This is a genomic window from Shinella yambaruensis, from assembly GCF_050859155.1.
Lineage (GTDB): Bacteria > Pseudomonadota > Alphaproteobacteria > Rhizobiales > Rhizobiaceae > Shinella > Shinella yambaruensis.
The window spans coordinates 2,139,240-2,157,846 of sequence record NZ_CP150638.1 but is presented as its reverse complement, the minus strand read 5'-3'; the positions used below and the strand labels follow the sequence as shown (position 1 = coordinate 2,157,846).

Annotated in this window: 20 protein-coding genes; 11 read left to right on the top strand and 9 right to left on the bottom strand. The window is 66.8% G+C overall.

The window, feature by feature from the left end; genetic code table 11:
- The first annotated feature begins 2 nt into the window (after nucleotides 1-2).
- Nucleotides 3-1,172 (top strand): DUF1501 domain-containing protein, encoded by a 1,170-nt coding sequence (locus WMC41_RS10665; protein ID WP_432348084.1) that lies wholly within the window; start codon nucleotides 3-5, stop codon nucleotides 1,170-1,172.
- 2 nt (nucleotides 1,173-1,174) lie between these two features.
- Here the strand turns inward: WMC41_RS10665 and WMC41_RS10660 are convergent, their stop codons facing one another.
- The gene (locus WMC41_RS10660; RefSeq protein WP_432348083.1) at nucleotides 1,175-1,765 is read right to left on the bottom strand and encodes a hypothetical protein; all 591 of its coding nucleotides are present in this window, start codon (nucleotides 1,763-1,765) and stop codon (nucleotides 1,175-1,177) included.
- A 17-nt stretch (nucleotides 1,766-1,782) separates the two neighbouring features.
- Nucleotides 1,783-2,169, bottom strand: a complete 387-nt coding sequence (locus WMC41_RS10655; protein WP_244769603.1) for an acyl-CoA thioesterase — start codon at nucleotides 2,167-2,169, stop codon at nucleotides 1,783-1,785.
- Between the two features lie 205 nt (nucleotides 2,170-2,374).
- Here WMC41_RS10655 and WMC41_RS10650 point away from each other — a divergent pair, with 205 nt between their 5' ends.
- From WMC41_RS10650 to WMC41_RS10630, 5 genes are all read left to right on the top strand, one after another.
- Complete coding sequence (locus WMC41_RS10650; protein WP_432348082.1) at nucleotides 2,375-4,195, top strand: methyl-accepting chemotaxis protein; 1,821 nt, start codon at nucleotides 2,375-2,377, stop codon at nucleotides 4,193-4,195.
- Nucleotides 4,196-4,720: 525 nt separating this feature from the next.
- Nucleotides 4,721-5,914, top strand: a complete 1,194-nt coding sequence (locus WMC41_RS10645; RefSeq protein WP_272807475.1) for an extensin-like domain-containing protein — start codon at nucleotides 4,721-4,723, stop codon at nucleotides 5,912-5,914.
- Nucleotides 5,915-6,283: 369 nt separating this feature from the next.
- Nucleotides 6,284-7,105 carry a sulfite exporter TauE/SafE family protein gene (locus WMC41_RS10640; protein ID WP_244769605.1) on the top strand — a complete coding sequence of 274 codons (822 nt, stop codon included), beginning with the start codon at nucleotides 6,284-6,286 and terminating at the stop codon, nucleotides 7,103-7,105.
- A 91-nt stretch (nucleotides 7,106-7,196) separates the two neighbouring features.
- A complete protein-coding gene (locus WMC41_RS10635; RefSeq protein ID WP_244769606.1) occupies nucleotides 7,197-8,123 on the top strand; it encodes an ABC transporter ATP-binding protein in 927 nt (308 codons plus the stop codon).
- On the top strand, nucleotides 8,120-8,881 hold the full coding sequence (locus WMC41_RS10630; protein WP_432348080.1) for an ABC transporter permease: 762 nt from the start codon (nucleotides 8,120-8,122) through the stop codon (nucleotides 8,879-8,881). Before WMC41_RS10635 ends, WMC41_RS10630 begins: the two co-directional genes overlap by 4 nt.
- Here WMC41_RS10630 and WMC41_RS10625 read toward each other — a convergent pair.
- From WMC41_RS10625 to WMC41_RS10615, 3 genes are read right to left on the bottom strand one after another with little or no spacing between them, the layout of a single operon-like run.
- The gene (locus tag WMC41_RS10625; RefSeq protein ID WP_432348078.1) at nucleotides 8,878-9,576 is read right to left on the bottom strand and encodes a retropepsin-like aspartic protease family protein; all 699 of its coding nucleotides are present in this window, start codon (nucleotides 9,574-9,576) and stop codon (nucleotides 8,878-8,880) included. The two genes, WMC41_RS10630 and WMC41_RS10625, sit on opposite strands and share 4 nt — an antisense overlap.
- Nucleotides 9,573-9,794 (bottom strand): DUF1289 domain-containing protein, encoded by a 222-nt coding sequence (locus WMC41_RS10620; RefSeq protein ID WP_244769609.1) that lies wholly within the window; start codon nucleotides 9,792-9,794, stop codon nucleotides 9,573-9,575. Before WMC41_RS10620 ends, WMC41_RS10625 begins: the two co-directional genes overlap by 4 nt.
- A gap of 37 nt (nucleotides 9,795-9,831) precedes the next feature.
- Nucleotides 9,832-10,614: an adenosylcobinamide-GDP ribazoletransferase gene (locus WMC41_RS10615; RefSeq protein ID WP_244769610.1), complete on the bottom strand. Its 783-nt coding sequence runs from the start codon at nucleotides 10,612-10,614 to the stop codon at nucleotides 9,832-9,834.
- Nucleotides 10,615-10,916: 302 nt separating this feature from the next.
- On the opposite strand from WMC41_RS10615, the gene cobT reads away from it, so the two are divergent.
- Both cobT and WMC41_RS10605 read left to right on the top strand, forming a co-directional pair.
- Nucleotides 10,917-11,933 (top strand): nicotinate-nucleotide--dimethylbenzimidazole phosphoribosyltransferase, encoded by a 1,017-nt coding sequence (cobT, locus tag WMC41_RS10610; RefSeq protein ID WP_244769611.1) that lies wholly within the window; start codon nucleotides 10,917-10,919, stop codon nucleotides 11,931-11,933.
- Between the two features lie 100 nt (nucleotides 11,934-12,033).
- On the top strand, nucleotides 12,034-12,411 hold the full coding sequence (locus WMC41_RS10605) for a diacylglycerol kinase (RefSeq protein ID WP_244769612.1): 378 nt from the start codon (nucleotides 12,034-12,036) through the stop codon (nucleotides 12,409-12,411).
- A 181-nt stretch (nucleotides 12,412-12,592) separates the two neighbouring features.
- Here the strand turns inward: WMC41_RS10605 and WMC41_RS10600 are convergent, their stop codons facing one another.
- Nucleotides 12,593-14,128: a sensor histidine kinase gene (locus WMC41_RS10600; RefSeq protein WP_244769613.1), complete on the bottom strand. Its 1,536-nt coding sequence runs from the start codon at nucleotides 14,126-14,128 to the stop codon at nucleotides 12,593-12,595.
- 274 nt (nucleotides 14,129-14,402) lie between these two features.
- Here WMC41_RS10600 and WMC41_RS10595 point away from each other — a divergent pair, with 274 nt between their 5' ends.
- From WMC41_RS10595 to WMC41_RS10585, 3 genes are all read left to right on the top strand, one after another.
- Nucleotides 14,403-14,966: a thermonuclease family protein gene (locus WMC41_RS10595; protein WP_244769614.1), complete on the top strand. Its 564-nt coding sequence runs from the start codon at nucleotides 14,403-14,405 to the stop codon at nucleotides 14,964-14,966.
- Nucleotides 14,967-15,008: 42 nt separating this feature from the next.
- On the top strand, nucleotides 15,009-15,653 hold the full coding sequence (locus WMC41_RS10590) for a uracil-DNA glycosylase family protein (protein ID WP_432348075.1): 645 nt from the start codon (nucleotides 15,009-15,011) through the stop codon (nucleotides 15,651-15,653).
- 66 nt (nucleotides 15,654-15,719) lie between these two features.
- A complete protein-coding gene (locus tag WMC41_RS10585; RefSeq protein WP_064329937.1) occupies nucleotides 15,720-16,208 on the top strand; it encodes an Lrp/AsnC family transcriptional regulator in 489 nt (162 codons plus the stop codon).
- 27 nt (nucleotides 16,209-16,235) lie between these two features.
- Here WMC41_RS10585 and WMC41_RS10580 read toward each other — a convergent pair whose 3' ends face one another.
- From WMC41_RS10580 to WMC41_RS10570, 3 genes are all read right to left on the bottom strand, one after another.
- Nucleotides 16,236-16,610: a hypothetical protein gene (locus WMC41_RS10580; RefSeq protein ID WP_432348072.1), complete on the bottom strand. Its 375-nt coding sequence runs from the start codon at nucleotides 16,608-16,610 to the stop codon at nucleotides 16,236-16,238.
- Between the two features lies 1 nt (nucleotide 16,611).
- Nucleotides 16,612-17,484, bottom strand: coding sequence for an NAD(P)-dependent oxidoreductase (locus WMC41_RS10575; protein ID WP_432348071.1), 873 nt, complete (start codon nucleotides 17,482-17,484; stop codon nucleotides 16,612-16,614).
- A 183-nt stretch (nucleotides 17,485-17,667) separates the two neighbouring features.
- Nucleotides 17,668-18,483: a class I SAM-dependent DNA methyltransferase gene (locus tag WMC41_RS10570; protein WP_272805655.1), complete on the bottom strand. Its 816-nt coding sequence runs from the start codon at nucleotides 18,481-18,483 to the stop codon at nucleotides 17,668-17,670.
- Between the last annotated feature and the right edge of the window lie 124 nt (nucleotides 18,484-18,607).

The window sequence follows — 18,607 nt, the reverse complement described above, 5'->3', positions numbered from 1 at the left end:
CCATGGCCAGCCAGATCAATCGCCGCGCCTTCCTGTCCGGAGCCTGCTGCCTTGCCGCTTCGCCGCTCGTCACGCCGGTCAGCTTTGCCGCGATGCCGGGCGAGAACAGGCTGGTGACGATCATTCTGCGCGGGGGAATGGACGGGCTTTCGCTGGTGCAGCCCTACGGCGACCCAGCGCTCAGGCTGCTGCGGCCGAAACTGGCGCTCGGGGCCGATGACGGCCTCCTCGATCTCGACGGCTTCTTCGGCCTTCACCCCGCAGCCAAGGCCCTGTTGCCGCTGTGGAATGCGGGTGAACTCGGCTTCCTCCACGCCACCTCCACGCCCTATCGCAACGAACGCAGCCATTTCGACGGGCAGGACATTCTGGAGAGCGGCGGTGCGGCGGTACAGGGCGAGCGCACCGGCTGGCTCAACCGCGCCATCGCCAGTATCCCGCAGCCGGCCGATCGCCGCGCGATCGACATCAACGCGACGGCGGAGCTGATCCTTTCGGGTGACAGCCCGGTCGATGTCTGGTCGACGCGCGCCGATCTCGCGCTGGCCGAGGACGAGCAGGCCTTTTTCGTGCAGCTCTATCGAAACGACCCGGCCTTTGCCGCCGCCCTCGGCGAGGCGATGGTGACGGACATGCTGTCGGACAGGCTCTACGGCACCGAGAAGCGCAGCGTGGGCACCCAGTCCGTGGCAAAGTTCGCGGCCGGCATGCTTTCGACTGACTATCGCATCGCCAGCTTCTCCATTACCGGCTGGGATACGCATCTCTCCCAGTCGAAAATCTTTCTGAAGCCGGTCGATGAGCTCGTGACGGCCATCACAACGCTGAAGGCGAACCTGTCGCCGGCGGTCTGGCGCAAGACGGCGATCCTGGCGATCACCGAATTCGGGCGCACGGCGCGGGAGAACGGTTCGCAAGGCACCGACCATGGCACGGGCGGCCTTGCCGTCCTGGCGGGCGGTGCCGTGGCGGGGGGCAAGGTCTACCGCGACTGGCCGTCGCTTTCGGACAGTGACCTGCTCGACGGGCGCGACCTTCGCCCGACCACGGACCTGCGCCAGCTGGCGGCGGCCATGCTGCGCCAGCAGTTCGGCATTTCGGCACGGGACCTCGAAACCGCGGTCTTCCCGGGGTTGAGCTTCGACAGGCACGCAGCCTATCTGCGCGGCTGACCCTATTCCAGCATGTCGAAGGCGCGGAAGATCCAGCTCAGCTGATAGACGATGCCGAGGCCGACGAAGACGGCGTGGAAGCGGCGGCTGGCCGTTGCGGCGGCAAGAAGGCAGAGCGCGATGAAGGCGACGTTGCGGATCGGGTATTCATAGCCGAAGGAGCCGAAATAGGCCTCTCCCTTCAGTGCCGTATCGAGAAGATCGACCGCGAAGACGAGGGCGAAGGCGCCGAAGAACCATTTGCGGCGCGAGTAGAAATAGTCCTCATAGCCGGCATAGTCGTCGAGCGTCGTGGGAAACAGCAGCACGGCGAGCAGGAAGAACAGGCAGCAATAGCTGATCAGGAAGAGATAGACGCCGAAGCCGATCGTCGTCAGCGCCTGCAGGCGGAACTCCCACCACCAGAAATGCAGGAGGAACAGGAGGAGGAAACCGGCCCAGGCGAGGTGGACGGGGTAGGGCTTCAGCTTGCCCGGATGCTGGATGAAGAGCGCGACGCCCGTCAGCAGGCGCGCAAGGCTGAGGCTCACCACCATGCCGATGACGACGCGCACATGGCTGAAGATGGCGGGATCGGGGGCAGTGTGCTCCATGGTGGGCCTCCCGGCCGCTATTCGACCGGAACGGGGGTCGGATGGCCGTCCTTGTCGAGCGCGACCATGACGAAGGTGGCGCCCGTGACCTTTTCCAGCGTGGTGGTGAGATAGCGCTGTGCCCAGGCCTCGACCGACAGCGTGATCGAGGTGCGGCCGACGCGCACGATATCCGTATAGATGCTGAGCGTGTCGCCGATCTTCACCGGCAGGTCGAAGGCCATTTCCTTGACCGCGGCGGTGACGACGCGGCCCTGCGCGCGCTCGGCGGCGCGGATGCCCGAGGCAAGGTCCATCTGCGCCATGACCCAGCCGCCGAAAATATCGCCCGCGGCATTGGCATCGCCCGGCATGGCAAGCGTGCGAAGGGTGAGTTGTCCGTTGGGCCTGCTGGTGTCGGTCATGCGCATCCTCTTCCTGGCTGATACCGGTCTAACGGAATGCGCGCGATGGCGGAAGAGGGCACGTCGCGGCCGGCCGAAACCCGACGATCGGTATTTTCGAGTATTTTCAAACTCTAAAAATTGATGATCGCAATTTTAGGCGATTTTAAAGGGTTTCCCGGACTTTCGGAAAGGTTGGAGTGCCGCGTCCATTGAGGAGAGCCCGGTGAAGAATCTCAGAATATCCATGCGCCTGTCATTGCTCGTCGGTCTTGCCTTGACCATCGTCGTCGCGGCGCTCGTCTACAGCCTTTATCATTACCAGGAAGCGATGGTGGCCGAGCGCAAGTCGAAGCTGGCGGCGATGGACGAGAGCATGCTGACGCTCTTCCAGCACTATCACGCGCTCGAGACCGCCGGCACGCTGACCCGCGAAGAGGCGCAGACGCGGGCGAAGGACGCGGTGCGGGCGCTGCGCTACGAGGACAGCGGCTACTTCTGGATCAACGACATGAACGCCGTGATCGTCATGCATCCGATCAAGCCGGAGCTCGACGGCACGGACCAGTCCGGCATGGCCGACCCGACCGGCAAGAAGATCTTCATCGAATTCGTGAAGGCCGTGAAGGGGAGCCCGACCGGCCAGGATTTCGTCGACTATCTGTGGCCGAAGCCGGGCTTCGAGCAGCCGGTGCTGAAATATTCGCATGTCGCGGGCTTTGCCCCGTGGGGCTGGATCGTCGGCACGGGCGTCTATGCGGACGACCTTGCCGCCATGTTCCGCCGCAACGCCATCGAAACGGCGGTCATCCTCGCCCTCGGGGGCCTCGCCATCATCCTTGCCGCCTACGGCATCGTGAAGAGCGTGACCGGTCCTGTCTCGCGCCTGAAGGCCTCGATGCAGGCGATCGCCGATGAGGATGTGTCCGGTGACGTGCCGGAAACGGACCGCAAGGACGAGATCGGCGAGATGGCCAAGGTCGTGTCGATCTTGCGCCAGTCGGTCGCCGAGCGCGCCGAGCTTCGCCTTCGCGAGGGCGAGCAGCAGGTTCGCCTCGAGGAGGAGCGCAGCGAGGGCGAGCGCCGCCAGCAGGCCGTGAGCCAGGGCCAGGCGGACGCCATGAACACGGTCGGCCAGGCGCTGGAGCGCCTTGCCAATGGCGACCTGACGGTCTCGATCCAGGCGATCGCGCCGGAATATGCCAAGCTGCGCGACGACTTCAACCGTGCCGTCGACGCGCTCTCCAGCGTCATCAACGCCATTGCCCGCTCCACCGACATCGTGCACGGCAGCGCCGGCGGCATCGCGGAGGCGGCCAACAACCTGTCGCACCGCACGGAGCAGCAGGCGGCCTCGCTGGAGGAGACCGCCGCCGCGCTCGACGAGATCACCGCGACGGTGCGCAACGCCTCCGACCGCGCCGCCGAGGCGAGCCGCATGGTGGCCGAGACCAAGCAGTCGACCGGCCGCTCCGGCACGATCGTGCGCGACGCCGTCGCCGCGATGAGCCGCATCGAGGACGCGTCCAGCCGCATCAGCCAGATCATCGGCGTCATCGACGAGATCGCCTTCCAGACCAACCTTCTCGCCCTCAATGCCGGCGTCGAGGCGGCGCGGGCAGGGGAGGCCGGCCGGGGCTTTGCGGTCGTGGCGCAGGAGGTGCGCGAGCTTGCCCAGCGCTCGGCCAACGCGGCCAAGGAGATCAAGGGGCTGATCAGCAATTCGGCGGCCGAGGTCGGCACCGGCGTCGCGCTGGTGCGCTCGACGGGCGATGCGCTGACCGAGATCGAGGCGCTGGTCAACAAGGTGAACGACCAGGTGAACTCCATCGCCACCGCCGCGCGCGAGCAGGCGACCGGCCTTGCCGAGGTGAACACGGCCGTCAACCAGATGGACCAGATGACCCAGCAGAACGCCGCCATGGTGGAGGAAACCAACGCGGCCGGCCAGACGCTGACCCAGGAAAGCGAGCAGCTGAAGACCCTGCTCGGCAATTTCCGGCTGAACGCAGCCGGAGCGGCGGACCACCGGCGCCGCGCGGCATAACGCAAAAGACGATCTCCGGACACGCTTGCCCCGGTGCCCAAGGCGCCGGGGTTTTTCGTTGGGGCGTGCGCAATTGTAGTGGGGAGGTCAGCCGGAAGGCCTGTGTCTCCCCCATAAGGCAATGTTGTCCTGTGTAGTAGCACCCCCCTCTGCCCTGCCGGGCATCTCCCCCTCAAGGGGGGAGATTGGCAAGAGGCGAGGGCAAAGTTCAACCAGCGACGTTTGAAATGGGCGAGACGGCTCTCCGTCCAATCTCCCCCCTTGAGGGGGAGATGCCCGGCAGGGCAGAGGGGGGTGCCACGGAGCAAGCTCATGCCCATCAATCTCGCGGGGTGCCTGGGAACGGTTCCTTTACCCTGTTGCGCGAAAATCCTCTGGAAATGCAGGACGATCGCTTTTCGCGTCCGGTTTCGGGCTTGTCCCGTCCGAATGCGGACAAAAGCGGCCTGCACCATGACCGGACAACAATGTGCGCAACCGGGACCCGCGGGACGCGGGGCAGGGCTGGCGGAAGTGACAATGGGTATTGCGTTTGTTTCTCGTCTGCGCCGACCGCTCGGGCTGTTCCTCGTCCCGGCGATGCTGGCCGCCTGTTCCGGGGGGATGACCCCGCCCGACGATATCGTCGGCGCCATCCGGCCTTCGGAGGAGGTTTCGCAGCGTCCCGCCGCCGATATCGGCGACACGGGCGGGGATCTCGCGGACTACCCGGTCGAGGCCGATACGGCGATGGCCGCGCCTGCACAGAAGAAGCGCCTGCCGATGATCGACAGCGACGAGGCGATGGGCATCACGGAGCCCGTCCAGGCCTCTTCCGGCGTGCTGACCGTGCCGGAAGGCGGCGTCAACATGGATGCGGAGCTCGGTGTCGGGCGCGTCGAGGGGCTGGCGGAGGCGCAGGCGGGCGAGATCGCGGAGGGCAACGCCACCCAGGTCGTCGTCGGCGGCATCGGCTCGGAGACGCCGCAGCAGGTCGGCCAGCCGGCGACGATCCCGATGTCGGAGGCCGGCGTCGAGCTTGGCGAGGCGCCGGACGGCGGCGGCTATCTCCAGGTGCCGGACAAGGCGACGACCCGCCGACGGCAGGCGAGCGGGGGCGAGCAGGTCGCCTTCCTGCCGCGCCTCAACAACCCGATGCAGATGCCGGAGACCATGGGCGGCATGCCGGCCTCGGAAAAGGCCTGCCGCCAGCGCCTGGCAAAGCTCGGCGTCAAGTTCCGTGACGTGCCGCGCATTTCCCGCGGGCGCTCCTGCGGCATCGCCTGGCCGATCGAACTGTCCGGCCTTTCCGGCGGCATCCAGATCAAGCCGGCCGCACAGGTCAACTGCCAGATCACCGAGGCCTTCGCGCGCTGGGTGAAGCACGAGCTGGTTCCCTCCAGCCGCGCGCGCTACCTCTCGGGCGTCTCGGCCATCCACCAGATGTCCTCCTATTCCTGCCGCACGATGAACTCGCAGCGCGGCGCCGCCATGTCGGAGCACGCCAAGGGCAATGCCATCGACGTCGGCAAGATCGTGCTGAAGAACGGCAAGGCGATCGCCATCGAGAAGAAGGGCTTCTTCGCCTTCCGCGAGAAGGGTCTGCTGAAGTCGGTGCGCAGCGACAGCTGCAAGTACTTCTCCACCGTGCTCGGCCCCGGCAGCGACCGCTACCACAAGGACCACTTCCACTTCGACCTCAGGGTGCGCAAGTCCGGCTACAGGCACTGCAGCCTGTAGCTGCCTGATCCCGGGACAAAAAAAGACCGGCGGGGCCGCCGGTCGAAAAGGGGTGGCAGCGCGTAGGGTGCGGCTGCCTGGAACGTCACATTCCATCACCGGCGCCGGCGCGGACCGGCGAAGATGCAAGGCGGGCTTCCGCGGAGGAAGCGGGCGGATGGGAACCGCCGATCGCTCCCTCAGGGTCGGGAGCAAGGCCGCTGCGCGCAGGGCAATGGAAACGCCTGGAGAGCGGGGTGCAAGGGCGTTCCGGGCGGCCTCGCGTGAGACAATGGTTGAAATGGGTCACGGTTTGATGACAGTGCGGCTTTCGCAAATGCGAAATTCCCGCGAGTCGCCGCCGTCCTGGCGGATCCCCTGGAGCCTGCCATGCCGTCCGTCGCCGATCTTGCCCTCTTCGCGCTCGCACTCGTCGCGGCGGGTGTCGTGTCCGGCCTGCTCGCCGGCATCTTCGGCATCGGCGGCGGGGCGATCCTCGTGCCGGTCTTCTACCAGGTGTTCGGCTATCTCGACGTGCCGGAGGCGGTGCGCATGCACCTGTCCATCGGCACCTCTATCGCCATCATCGTGCCGACCTCAATCCGCTCCTTCACCGCGCACCGGCTGCGCGGTGCGGTCGACACGGACCTCCTGAAGAGCTGGATCGTCGCGCTGCCCTTCGGCGCCATCCTCGCCTCGGTCATCGCGGCGGTGATCTCCAGCGTCGGCCTCCGCCTCGTCTTCGTCGCCATCGCGCTGCTGGTCGCGCTGCGCATGCTGTTCAACCGCGATACCTGGCGGGTCGGCAACGAATTGCCGACGGGCATCGGCAACCAGGTGGCGGGCGTCGTCATCGGCACGCTTTCCGGCCTGATGGGCATCGGCGGCGGGGTGCTGAACAACACCTACATGACCTCCTTCGGCCGGCCGATCCACCAGGCGGTGGCGACCTCCTCCGGCGTCGGCGTGCTGATCTCCATCCCCGGCATCGTCGGCTATATCTGGGCCGGCTGGGGCGAACCGGGCCTGCCGCCGTTCTCCACCGGCTTCATCAACTGGGTCGCCGTCGCGCTCATCGTGCCGATCGCGCTCATCGTCACGCCCTGGGGCGTGCGGCTGGCGCATTCGATGAGCAAGCGGCAGCTCGAAATCGGCTTCGGCATCTTCCTCATCCTCGTCTCGCTGCGCTTTCTCGCCAGCATCTACGGCTGAGCGACTTTTTTGCGCCCTCAGGGTGAAAATCGGCGAAGGGCACGCCATATAGGGTGTCCTTCCGCATGAAATCCCTCTCTCCGGACCTCCCATGGCGCCCATAGTTTCCATTCGCAATCTCACCAAGAGCTACGCATCGGGGTTCCAGGCGCTCAAGGGCGTTGATCTCGACATCGAGGAGGGCGAGATCCTCGCGCTGCTCGGACCGAACGGCGCCGGCAAGACGACGATGATCTCGATCATCTGCGGCATCGTCACGCCGAGCGGCGGCTCGGTGACGGTGGCCGGCAGCGACATCCTCACCGACTATCGCAAGACCCGCGCGATCATCGGCCTCGTGCCGCAGGAGCTGACGCTCGACGCCTTCGAGACGGTGTGGAACACGGTCGCCTTCTCGCGCGGCCTGCACGGCTGTCCGCCGAACCCGGCGCTGATCGAGCGCATCCTGCGCGACCTCTCGCTCTACGACAAGAAGGACACGATGCTGCGCCACCTTTCCGGCGGCATGCGGCGGCGCGTGCTGATCGCCAAGGCGCTGTCCTACGAGCCGAAGGTGCTGTTCCTCGACGAGCCGACGGCGGGCGTCGACGTCTCGCTGCGCAAGGACATGTGGCAGCTCGTCGAGCGCCTGCGCGCCTCCGGCGTCACCATCATCCTGACGACGCACTATATCGAGGAGGCGGAGGAGATCGCCGACCGGATCGGCGTCATCAACCACGGGCAGATCCTGCTGGTCGAGGACAAGAAGGCGCTGATGGCGAAGCTCGGCCGCAAGCAGATGACCGTGGAACTGGCCGAGCCGCTGACGGCCGTGCCCGATGCGCTGTCGTCCTACGGGGTGACGCTGGCTGAGGGCGGCGGACAGCTCGTCTACGAGTTCGATGCCTCCGGCGAGCGCACCGGCATATCCTCGCTCCTTTCCGCGCTGTCGCAGGCGGGGCTTCGGGTCAGGGACATCTCCACCGAGCAGAGTTCGCTGGAAGACATTTTCGTGGAACTGGTGGGAGAGGGCCGATGAACATCGAGGCGATCAAGTCCATCTACGCATTCGAGATGGCGCGCACGCGCCGCACGCTGCTGCAGAGCATCGTGTCGCCCGTCATCACCACCTCGCTCTACTTCATCGTCTTCGGCGCGGCGATCGGCTCGCGCATGCAGGAAATCCAGGGCGTTTCCTACGGTGCCTTCATCGCGCCCGGCCTCATCATGCTGACGCTGCTCAACCAGTGCATCGGCAACGGCTCCTTCGGCATCTACTTCCCGAAGTTCACCGGCACGATCTACGAGATCCTGTCCTCGCCGATCTCGACGCTCGAGATCGTCATCGGCTATGTCGGCGCGGCGGCGACCAAGGGGCTGATCGTCGGCACGATCATCCTCGTCAACGCCTCGCTCTTCGTCGACATCTCGATCAGGCATCCGTTCATGATGGTGCTGTTCTTCGTGCTGACGGCCGTCAGCTTCAGCCTGTTCGGCTTCATGATCGGCATCTGGGCGAAGGACTTCGAGCAGCTCAACCTCTTCCCGATGCTGATCATCCCGCCGCTGGTCTTCCTCGGCGGCAGCTTCTACTCGATCGACATGCTGCCGCCCTTCTGGCAGGCGGTCAGCCACTTCAACCCGGTGCTCTACCTCGTCTCCGGCTTCCGCTGGAGCTTCTACGAGATCGCCGACGTGAGCCCGGTCGTCAGCCTCGTGACGGTGCTCGGCTTCCTGGCGGTGTGCCTGACGATCACGGCCTGGATCTTCAAGACGGGCTACAAGCTGAAGAACTAGTCCTTCAGCCGCAGTTCGTCGCGCGTGATCTCGATCGAGCCGAGCGTTTCGAGGAAGCTCATGCCGAGCAGGCTCTGTTCCAGCCGGCCCTGTTCCGTGACCATGCCGCGGATGGCGCCGCGCAGGATGGGGCCGATCGCGACCTGGCGCAGCGTGACGGGCGCGGCGAGCGCCCGGCCGTTGGCAGTGGAGACGTCGATGGAGAAGACGAGGTTGTCCGGGTTGATGCCGAGGCGCATGGCATCCTCGTAGGACAGCACGACGGAGCTGGCGCCGGTATCGACCAGCATGCGCAGCGGCGTGCCGTCGATCGTCACGTCGGCCTCGTAATGGCCGGAGACGCCCTTGTGGATGACGAGGATCTGCTCGCCGTCGACGCCCGTCGTCACCACCGCGCGGCCGGGGATGAGGCCGGCGGTGAGCCGGTTGCCGACCTCCTGCAGGTCGAAGCGGTAGAGGTAGCCGGCGGCGAGCGCGAGCATGATCAGGAGCCAGATTCCGGCCTGGCGTATGCTTTCGCCCCATTGCCGGCGCCCGGCCAGAACACCCGCCGCCATCATCGTGGCGAGCGCCGACAGCGTGACGAGGCGGCCGAAATCGTTGTTGTCCATGCCCATCGTGCGGCCGTTGTCATGGTTGAGGATCAGGGCGCCGAGGCCGACGGCGAGGATGCCGAGAAGGACGTACAGCCTCATGCTTCGTCGCGCTCCCGGGCCATGCGGGCGCGGCGGGTCTCGCGCCGCGGCTTGCGCTCGACGGTGGCGAGGCGGGCCGGCAGCTCGGCCATGATGGCGCGGCGCTCATCGGACGAATAGAGCGTCCAGGCGCCGATTTCATCGCGCGTGCGGCCGCAACCGAAGCAGTAGCCGGTCACCATGTCGATCGAACAGACGAGGATGCAGGGCGATTCCATCGCGGCTCCCGAAAATTGTCTTTCCTATATCGGCAGGTCAGAGCGCCAAGGCAAGGGCGAAGAGCACTGACATTTCCGCGAGCTGCTGCGTGGCGCCGATCGTATCGCCCGTATGCCCGCCGATCTTGCCGAGGGCGGCGCGGTTGAAGGCGATGACGGCGGCGACGGCGAGGACGAGCGCCAGCACGAGGGAGAGCACGCCGCCGTGCGGCAACAGGAGGGCGGCGGCAAGGAGGATGCCGCTTGCAAGCGCGACGGTCGTCGCGCCGCCGTCCGGCTCGCCGACCGAGGCGGCGACGCCGCCCTGCCGGGCGGGCGGCAGCAGCGACCAGTGCCAGACCATCGCGGTGCGGCTGGCCGCGGCGACGGCAAGCAGCGCCATGCCGAGGCCGGACGGGGTGAGGGTGGTGGCAAGGGCGGCGATGGCCGCGGCGCGCAGCCCAAAGGAGAGGATCAGCGCGACGGCGCCATAGGAGCCGATGCGGCTGTCCTTCATGATGGCGAGCGCGCTCTCGCGGTCCCGCCCGCCGCCGATGCCGTCGGCGCTGTCGGAAAGCCCGTCCTCGTGCAGCGCGCCCGTGACGAGGACCTGGGCGGCAAGCGTGGCGAAGGCGATGAGCAGCGGCGGGGCATGGAGGGCCGAGAGGAGGGCGGCAAGGGCGGCGGCAGGCAGCACGATCAGGATACCGGCCAGCGGGAAGGCGCGCACGGCGCGCGACAGCCGCCCGTCATGGCCGATGAAGTGGCGCTGCGGCACCGGCACGCGCGAGAGGAAGGCGACCGAGCGGGCGGTGTCGTCGATGTAGTCCTGAATGGCCAAGTGAGTCCTTTCCGAAGGCGGCGCGGCTGGTGAGGCGCCCCTCATCCCCCTGCCGGGACCTTCTCCCCGCAGGCGGGGAGAAGGGGAAAACGGCGAGCCCATCGCTCCTCTCCCCGTTTACGGGGAGAGGATGCCGGCAGGCAGGTGAGGGGCTTGGCCAGTTCCGCCTTCGCATTCGATTGCCCTGTGACGAAAGGGCGACGGAAGCCGCCGCAAATGCGGTTGTCGGATTCGCGCCCTGCCTCTATTAGGAGACACCAAACACCCGCCTTTGAAAGCCGAAACTTAAGGAATTCCCCAAGATGAGTGCCAGCGGCCTGCCGTTCGATGATTTTCGTGAATTGCTGCGCAACCTGCCCGGTCCCGATTCGGCCGCGCTGGTGGCGGCGCGCGAACGCGACAGGCAGCTCACCAAGCCGCCGGGCGCGCTCGGCCGGCTGGAGGAGATCGCCTTCTGGCTCGCCGCCTGGACCGGCCGTCCGCCGGCCGTGACGCGCCCGCTGGTCGCCATCTTCGCCGGCAATCACGGCGTCACCCAGCAGGGCATCACGCCCTATCCGTCCTCCGTCACCGCGCAGATGGTGGAGAACTTCGCCGCCGGCGGCGCGGCGATCAACCAGATCTGCGTGACGCACGATCTCGGTCTCAAGGTCTTCGACCTCGCGCTCGACTATCCGACCGCCGACATCACGGAGGAGGCGGCGCTCTCCGAGCGCGACTGCGCCGCCACCATGGCCTTCGGCATGGAGGCCGTCGCCGGCGGCACGGACCTCCTGTGCATCGGCGAGATGGGCATCGGCAACACGACGATCGCCGCGGCGATCAACCTGGCGCTCTATGGCGGCACGGCGGAGGAATGGGTCGGGCCCGGCACCGGCTCGGAAGGCGCGGTGCTGGAGCGCAAGGTGGCGGCGGTGAAGAAGGCCGTCGACTTGCACCGCGCGCATCTTTCCGACCCGCTCGAAGTGCTGCGCCGCCTCGGCGGCCGCGAGATCGCCGCCATGGCCGGCGCGATCCTCGCCGCGCGCATGCAGAAGATCCCCGTCATCCTCGACGGCTATGTGGCGACGGCGGCCGGCGCGATCCTGCGCGCGGCCAATCCGGCGGCGCTCGACCATTGCCTGATCGGCCATGTCTCGGCCGAGCCGGGGCACCTGAAGTCGATCGAGAAGCTCGGCAAGACGCCGCTGCTGGCGCTCGGCATGCGGCTCGGCGAGGGCACCGGCGCGGCGCTTGCCGCCGGCATCGTCAAGGCGGCGGCCGCCTGCCATTCGGGCATGGCGACCTTCGTTCAGGCGGGCGTCAGCAACCGGACGTAACGGGCGGCCGGCAAAAAGCCTCAATGGCAGGATTGAGACCTCGAGGCACGCCCGTCACACGGGCGTGTTTCATGAGAGCGGCGACAACGGGATTGCGGGAATGGGTCAGGCACCAATCGAGAAAAAGACGGGCATCAGCCACCTGTTCGCGGCCGCGACCTATTCGGCGGCCGGCGCGCGGCGGCTGCTCGGCGAATCCGCCTTCCGCCACGAGCTGATCGCCTTCGGCGTCGCCATGGTGCTGTTCACCGTGGTCGGCGCCTCGTTCTTCCAGTATGTCGCCATGGCGATCCTGTTCCTCCTGATGATCGCCTTCGAGGCGCTCAACACGGCGATCGAGGAGATCGTCGACCGCGTCTCGCCGGAAATCTCGGAGATGGGCAAGCACTCGAAGGACCTCGGCTCCTTCGCCGTCTTCTGCCTGATCACCGCCAATGCCGTCTATGCCGGCTATGTGGTGGTGTCGCAGTTCATCTGAGCGGTTTCGGGCAGGCTCATGGCTCCCCCGGTCGAGCCCGAGGATGACGAAAGAAGCGAGGGGAGGCCGTCCGTCGCAACGCTTCCACATGCTGATCGGTTTCAAGGCCGCGCGGCCTCTCCTCCTCTCCGTCATCCTCGGGCTTGACCCGAGGATCCACAATCCGGACGCACCGCTGACCTCAGGCAAAACTCTTCTTGCGCGGGGCGACGGCCTGGGTCTCGGTGACGGCGGGCAGGCTCTGCAGCACGCGCTTGGCCGGCAGGATGGCGATGGCCTCGGTGCCCTCGCGCAGCCTGGATTTCAGAATGAACTCGCCATTGTGCTTGGCGAGGATCGCCTGGACGATCGGCAGGCCGAGGCCGGTGCCCTGTTCGGCGCTCTTGATGGCGATGGAGCCCTGGCCGAAGGCGGAGAGCACGACGGGGATCTCCTCCTCCGGGATGCCGGGGCCGTTGTCCTTGATGGAGATGTACTGGCCGCCGCCGGCGGTCCAGCCCGCCTTGACGAGGATCTCGCCGCCCTGGGGCGTGAATTTCACGGCATTCGATAAGAGGTTCAGGATGACCTGGCGCAGGGCCTTCTCGTCCGCCCAGACGGCCGGCATGTCGCCTTCGACCTGCTCGGAAATGGTGATGTTCTTCGCCCGGGCGCGCAGCTGCACCATGCCGATGCAGTCCTCGGCGATATCGACGAGATGCACGCTGTCCTCCGACAGGTCGTATTTGCCGGCCTCGATGCGCGAGAGGTCGAGGATCTCGTTGATGAGGTTGAGCAGGTGCTGGCCGGAGCGGTGGATGTCGGAGGTGTATTCCTTGTAGACCGGATTGCTGAGCGGCCCGAGCACCTCGGTCGACATGACCTCGGAGAAGCCGAGGATGGCGTTCAGCGGCGTGCGCAGCTCATGCGACATGGAGGCGAGGAAGCGGGATTTGGCAAGGTTCGCCTCTTCGGCGCGCCGGCGCGCCTCGTCCGACATGGACTTGGCCACTTCCAGCTCGGCGATCAGGTCGTCCTTCTCCGATTGCGAGGAAAGCAGCTGCGCGCTGGTGTGGCGCAGGCGGTTCGTCATGAAGATGAGGAAGATCAGCGCGGCGGAGATGATCGCCGCCATGCCGAAGGTCGCGGGGTCGGGGCGCAGCAGGGCCGAGACGGAGAGCGCGACGACCGTCGGCAGGAAGGCATAGAGCACCGCATGGCGCAGCATCAAGGTGCTGATGGCGGTGACGGCCAGCGCCACGAGCAGGGCCGAGCCCTTGTAGAAATCGAAGGTGACCTCGCCGCACGGGCCGCAGGTCTGCAGGGAGAAGGCGGCCCAGGTGAGGCCCATGGCGACCTGGGCGGCGAGGAAGACGCGCTGCCAGCGGCGGGTGTTGTCGGCGGTGATCTCCTGCGCGCGCGCCCGGCGGGCGACGATCATGCCGAGCGCATGCACGCTGAGGGCCAGGATCCCCCAGGCGACGAGGCCGACTTCCTGCGTGAGGTAGACACCGACGGCGGCGATCAGCATGACCACGACGGGAATGGCGAGCGCGCTCTGGGCAGCAGAGGCGACGTGCAGCTGCAGCATCTCGCGCTCGAAGCCGGGCGCGATGCCCGTGGCGGTCTGCAGGCGTTCCCGGGTCGCGCGGACGGTGCGCGAAACAGCCTTGTTTCTATGGCTGCGCGACTTGTCGACGATGATCTTGTCGGTCGATGTACTGACGCCGGTACTCATCACGATTGCAACTGTTGCGGACGGCGTTGAATTCTAGGGGGGAATCCTTAAGAAGATGCTGCCGCGCATAAACCATTTGCGAACCATTCCGGCATTTTCCGGAACAGCCCGCCGGCAGCGCGCCACCATCGTGACGTAACGGCATGACGCCGGGGTATTTGCGCCTTTCTCCGAATCGCGAAAACACCCTATCTCTTTCATTTTACGCGGTTCCGGAGGCTGGCTGCCCGCGCGCGCCTTTGCCGGAACCGCCCTTCGCGAGGAACGGAATTCCATGGGGCTTACCAGGCGGGCGCGCGATGTCGGCGTGGCGATGGCGATCCTGGCGCTGACGGCGCTGATCGTGGTGCGCGTCGGCGGTGGTGGCGGCGAGACCTTCACCGGTGCGGCGCGGGCGGCGGACGGCGACACGCTGACGCTCGACGGCCACCGCATCCGGCTCGTCGGCATGGACTCGCCCGAGCTGACGCAGACCTGCCGGCGCGACGGCGCGGACTGGCGCTGCGGCGCCGCCGCGCGCTCGCGGCTTGCCGAGCTGCTGCGCGAAGGACCGATCACCTGCCGGACGCAGGGCACGGACAAATACGACCGCTGGCTGGCGCGCTGCGAGAACACGGCGGGCGATCTCGGCGCGCGCATGGTGCGCGAGGGGCTCGCGGTCGCCTATGGCGGCTATGAGGACGAGGAGCAGTTCGCGCGGGCGGAGCGCAAGGGCCTGTGGGGGGCGGAATTCGACATGCCGCAACAATGGCGCAGGACGAACGGCCGGCCGCAGGAAGATGTGCACGATGCGGAGCCGGGCATCCTCGACGGGATTCTGCGCGTGTTCGGGCTTTAAACCGCTTCGCACCTTTGCCGGAATTGTTCTAGAACGGACCGCATGATGGACGATGCGGAACCTGACGGCGCGATTGCCGCCCTTGGCGCGGCGATTACGGCCTGTCGGCTCTGTCGCGACGCGCCGGCGAAGGGGCCCCGGGACCGGCTGCCGCACGAGCCGCGGCCCGTCGCCGTCCTCTCCGATGCCGCGCGCATCCTGATCGCCGGCCAGGCCCCGGGGCTGCGGGTGCATGAAAGCGGCCTGCCGTTCAACGACGCGTCCGGTGACCGGCTGCGCGACTGGCTCGGCGTGACGCGCGAAGAATTCTACGACCCGCGGAAATTCGCCATCGTGCCGATGGGCCTCTGTTTCCCGGGCTACGACGCCCATGGCGGCGACCTGCCGCCGCGGCGCGAATGCGCGCCGCTCTGGCGCGCCCGGGCGATCGCCGCCATGCCGCAGATCGACCTGGTGCTGGCGATCGGCCAATATGCCCAGGCCTGGCATCTGGGGACGGCGAAGGCCGCCAGCATGACGGAGACGGTGCGCGACTGGCGCCGGCACCTCCACCGCAATGCGGGGCCTGCCGTGCTGCCGCTGCCGCATCCGAGCTGGCGCAACACCGGCTGGCTGAAGCGCAATCCGTGGTTCGAGGCGGAGGTTCTGCCCGAGTTGCGAAAGCGGGTGAAAACCCTTACGGAATGAAATGCAATTCTTTCAATTTGCTGCAATCGCGGTATATGAGGGAATTAAATTTCGTAGGGGAAGTCAATGGACCGTCTGGACCGCAAAATCCTGCGCCTCTTGCAGGAAGATTCCACGCTCGCCGTGGCCGATCTCGCCAAGAAGGTGGGGCTCTCGACCACGCCCTGCTGGCGGCGCATCCAGAAGATGGAAGAGGACGGCGTGATCCGCAAGCGCGTCGCGCTGCTCGATCCGGTCAAGATCAACACCAAGGTCACGGTCTTCGTGTCGATCCGCACCAACGCCCATTCCACGGAATGGCTGAAGCGCTTTTCCGAGGTGATCGTCGAATTCCCCGAAGTGGTGGAATTCTACCGCATGAGCGGCGAGGTGGATTACCTGCTGCGCGTCGTCGTGCCCGATATCGCCGCCTACGACGCCTTCTACAAGCGCATGATCGCCCGCATCGAGATCCGCGACGTCTCCTCGGCCTTCGCGATGGAGCAGATCAAGTACACGACCGAGTTGCCGCTCGATTACATGGTCGTGGACAACCAGAAGAGCGGCGAGGAATAGGCGCTTTGCGCCGCTGCGGCCGGGCTTTCAGGAATCCGGCCGCTTGAAGGTCACGACCACGGTCTTCCAGGCGTCATAGGGCGCAAGCTTCGCCAGCCCGGCAAAGGGCGCGCAGCGCACGACCGCGCGCACCGCGCTGGCGACGAAGGTTTTTGTCGCGGCATCGCCGCCGACCGGGCCGTCGATTGCCGGCGAGCCGTCGAGTTCGCCCGCCTCCGTCAGCGAGAATTTCACCCGGACCGCCTGCACATGGTCCGGCAGGTCCGCGGGCCGCAGCCAGCACGCGGCGATCTTGCCGTGCAGGGCGGCGGCGAGCGCCTGCCGGCCCGCGTCGTCCGCCAGCGCCGGGGCGGCAAGCGCGGCCCCGGCGGTCAGGGCGAGGAGGGCGCGGCGGAGCGCCACGTCATTTCTCCTGAAGGCGCGCGAGCAGTGAGGACGTGTCCCAGCGGTTGCCGCCCATGTCCTGCACGTCGCCGTAGAACTGGTCGATCAGCGCGGTGACGGGCAGCTTCGCGCCGTTGAGGCGGGCTTCCGAAAGCACGATGCCGAGGTCCTTGCGCATCCAGTCGATGGCGAAGCCGAAGTCGTACTTGCCGGCGATCATCGTCTTGTGGCGGTTGTCCATCTGCCAGGAGCCGGCCGCGCCCTTGGAGATGACCTCGATGACCGCCTCCATGTCGAGCCCGGCCTTCATGCCGAAATGGATGCCCTCGGCAAGCCCCTGCACGACGCCGGCGACGCAGATCTGGTTGACCATCTTGGCAAGCTGGCCGGCCCCCGCCGGACCCATCAGGCCGACCATGCGGGCATAGGCGTCGATGATCGGCCGCGCCTTGTCGAACGTGTCCTTCTCGCCGCCGCACATGACCGTCAGGACGCCGTTTTCCGCGCCGGCCTGGCCGCCGGAGACGGGCGCGTCGACGAAGGCGAAGCCCTTTTCGCGGGCCGCGGCGTCGAGCTCGCGCGCGACTTCGGCGGAGGCGGTGGTGTTGTCGATGAGGATGGCGCCGGGCTTCATGCCGTCGAAGACGCCGCCCTCGGCGACGGTGACGGAGCGCAGGTCGTCGTCATTGCCGACGCAGGTGAAGACGAAATCGGCACCCTCGGCGGCTTCCGCCGGGGTACGGAAGGCCTTGCCGCCGAATTCGGCGGCCCATTTCTCCGCCTTGGCGAAGGTGCGGTTGTAGACCGCGACCTCCTGGCCGCCCTTGACCTTGAGGTGCCCCGCCATGGGATAGCCCATGACGCCGAGACCGATGAATGCAACCTTCGCCATGCTGTAACCTCCTGCAATCCTTGGCAGGAGGTGTAGCGGATCAACGGTTTTTGGGAAAGTGCTTCTCGTCGGATGCGGTGGGTGCGGCGGTGGATCCTTCGGGTCGAGCCCGAGGATGACGGAGGGAGGGTGATGCTGCTCGGGCTCGACCCGAGGATCGGTCGTCATCCGCAAACGGCCGCGTCAGCCGCGGTATTTCGCCAGCACGAGATGGCCGGGGATGGGCTCGCCTTCTTCCAGGCGCACCGTGATGTCGGTGATCTCGACGATGTCGAAGCCGGTCTCCTCTAAGCGCTGGCGGACATAGGCGGCGGCATGGGCGAAGCGCTGGTGCGGGCCGACCATGAAGGGGCGGCCGGCGAAGGTCTCGTCGGGCAGGGTCTCGGAGGAGAAGATGAAATGGCCGCCGGGCACGAGGTTTTCGGCCGCGCCGAAGAACAGCGGTTCGAGCGCGCCGAGATAGGGCAGCACGTCCGTCGCGGTGATGAGGTCGAAGGGCTCGTCGTCGTTGTCGTCGAGGAAATCGACGGCCTCGGCGACATAGAGCGTCTCGTAGAGATCCTTGTCGTGCGCGATCTCGACCATATTCTCCGAGAGGTCGATGCCGGTGATGTCCTCCGCCATGTCGCGCAGCGCGCCGCCGGTCAGCCCCGTGCCGCAACCGAGGTCGAGCACGCGCTTGAACGGACCCATCCCCAGCGCCTGGAAGCGCTGGCGCACGGTGAGCGGCACGCAATAGCCGAGCTGGTCGACGAGCACGTTGTCGAAGACCTCGGCATGCTGGTCGAAGAGCGTGGTGACATAGGCGTCGGGCGCCTTTTCCGGCGTGTCGCCGCGGCCCATCGCGGCAAGGCGCACGGCGGCGCCGCCATGGTCTTCCGGATCGAGCGCCAGAACCTCGGCATAGGCCTTGGCGGCGGCATCGAAATCGCCGGATTTTTCCAGCGAAAGGGCGCGGTTGTAGGCTTCCGCGAGCGCGTCTTCGTCGATCTTCTTCATGGAGGCGTCTCTTACGGCCCGGGCAGGGCTTTGGCAATGGCGCCTTTCGGGCGCAAATAGGCATTTATCAATTGCCGAAAGAGGCGCATGATCTTCTTCCCAAAACCAAAAAGACCATTGGGAG

Excerpts from the sequence above, each read along its gene's own strand:
- WMC41_RS10655 (WP_244769603.1), bottom strand. The coding sequence starts at position 2,169 with ATGACCGACACCAGCAGGCCCAACGGACAACTCACCCTTCGCACGCTT.
- WMC41_RS10625 (WP_432348078.1), bottom strand. The coding sequence starts at position 9,576 with ATGAGGCTGTACGTCCTTCTCGGCATCCTCGCCGTCGGCCTCGGCGCC.
- WMC41_RS10620 (WP_244769609.1), bottom strand. The coding sequence starts at position 9,794 with ATGGAATCGCCCTGCATCCTCGTCTGTTCGATCGACATGGTGACCGGC.
- WMC41_RS10665 (WP_432348084.1), top strand. The coding sequence starts at position 3 with ATGGCCAGCCAGATCAATCGCCGCGCCTTCCTGTCCGGAGCCTGCTGC.
- WMC41_RS10640 (WP_244769605.1), top strand. The coding sequence starts at position 6,284 with ATGCCGTCCGTCGCCGATCTTGCCCTCTTCGCGCTCGCACTCGTCGCG.
- WMC41_RS10585 (WP_064329937.1), top strand. The coding sequence starts at position 15,720 with ATGGACCGTCTGGACCGCAAAATCCTGCGCCTCTTGCAGGAAGATTCC.
- WMC41_RS10630 (WP_432348080.1), top strand. The coding sequence starts at position 8,120 with ATGAACATCGAGGCGATCAAGTCCATCTACGCATTCGAGATGGCGCGC.
- WMC41_RS10660 (WP_432348083.1), bottom strand. The coding sequence starts at position 1,765 with ATGGAGCACACTGCCCCCGATCCCGCCATCTTCAGCCATGTGCGCGTC.
- WMC41_RS10595 (WP_244769614.1), top strand. The coding sequence starts at position 14,403 with ATGGGGCTTACCAGGCGGGCGCGCGATGTCGGCGTGGCGATGGCGATC.
- WMC41_RS10605 (WP_244769612.1), top strand. The coding sequence starts at position 12,034 with ATGGGTCAGGCACCAATCGAGAAAAAGACGGGCATCAGCCACCTGTTC.
- WMC41_RS10600 (WP_244769613.1), bottom strand. The coding sequence starts at position 14,128 with ATGAGTACCGGCGTCAGTACATCGACCGACAAGATCATCGTCGACAAG.
- cobT (WP_244769611.1), top strand. The coding sequence starts at position 10,917 with ATGAGTGCCAGCGGCCTGCCGTTCGATGATTTTCGTGAATTGCTGCGC.
- WMC41_RS10575 (WP_432348071.1), bottom strand. The coding sequence starts at position 17,484 with ATGGCGAAGGTTGCATTCATCGGTCTCGGCGTCATGGGCTATCCCATG.
- WMC41_RS10635 (WP_244769606.1), top strand. The coding sequence starts at position 7,197 with ATGGCGCCCATAGTTTCCATTCGCAATCTCACCAAGAGCTACGCATCG.
- WMC41_RS10570 (WP_272805655.1), bottom strand. The coding sequence starts at position 18,483 with ATGAAGAAGATCGACGAAGACGCGCTCGCGGAAGCCTACAACCGCGCC.
- WMC41_RS10590 (WP_432348075.1), top strand. The coding sequence starts at position 15,009 with ATGATGGACGATGCGGAACCTGACGGCGCGATTGCCGCCCTTGGCGCG.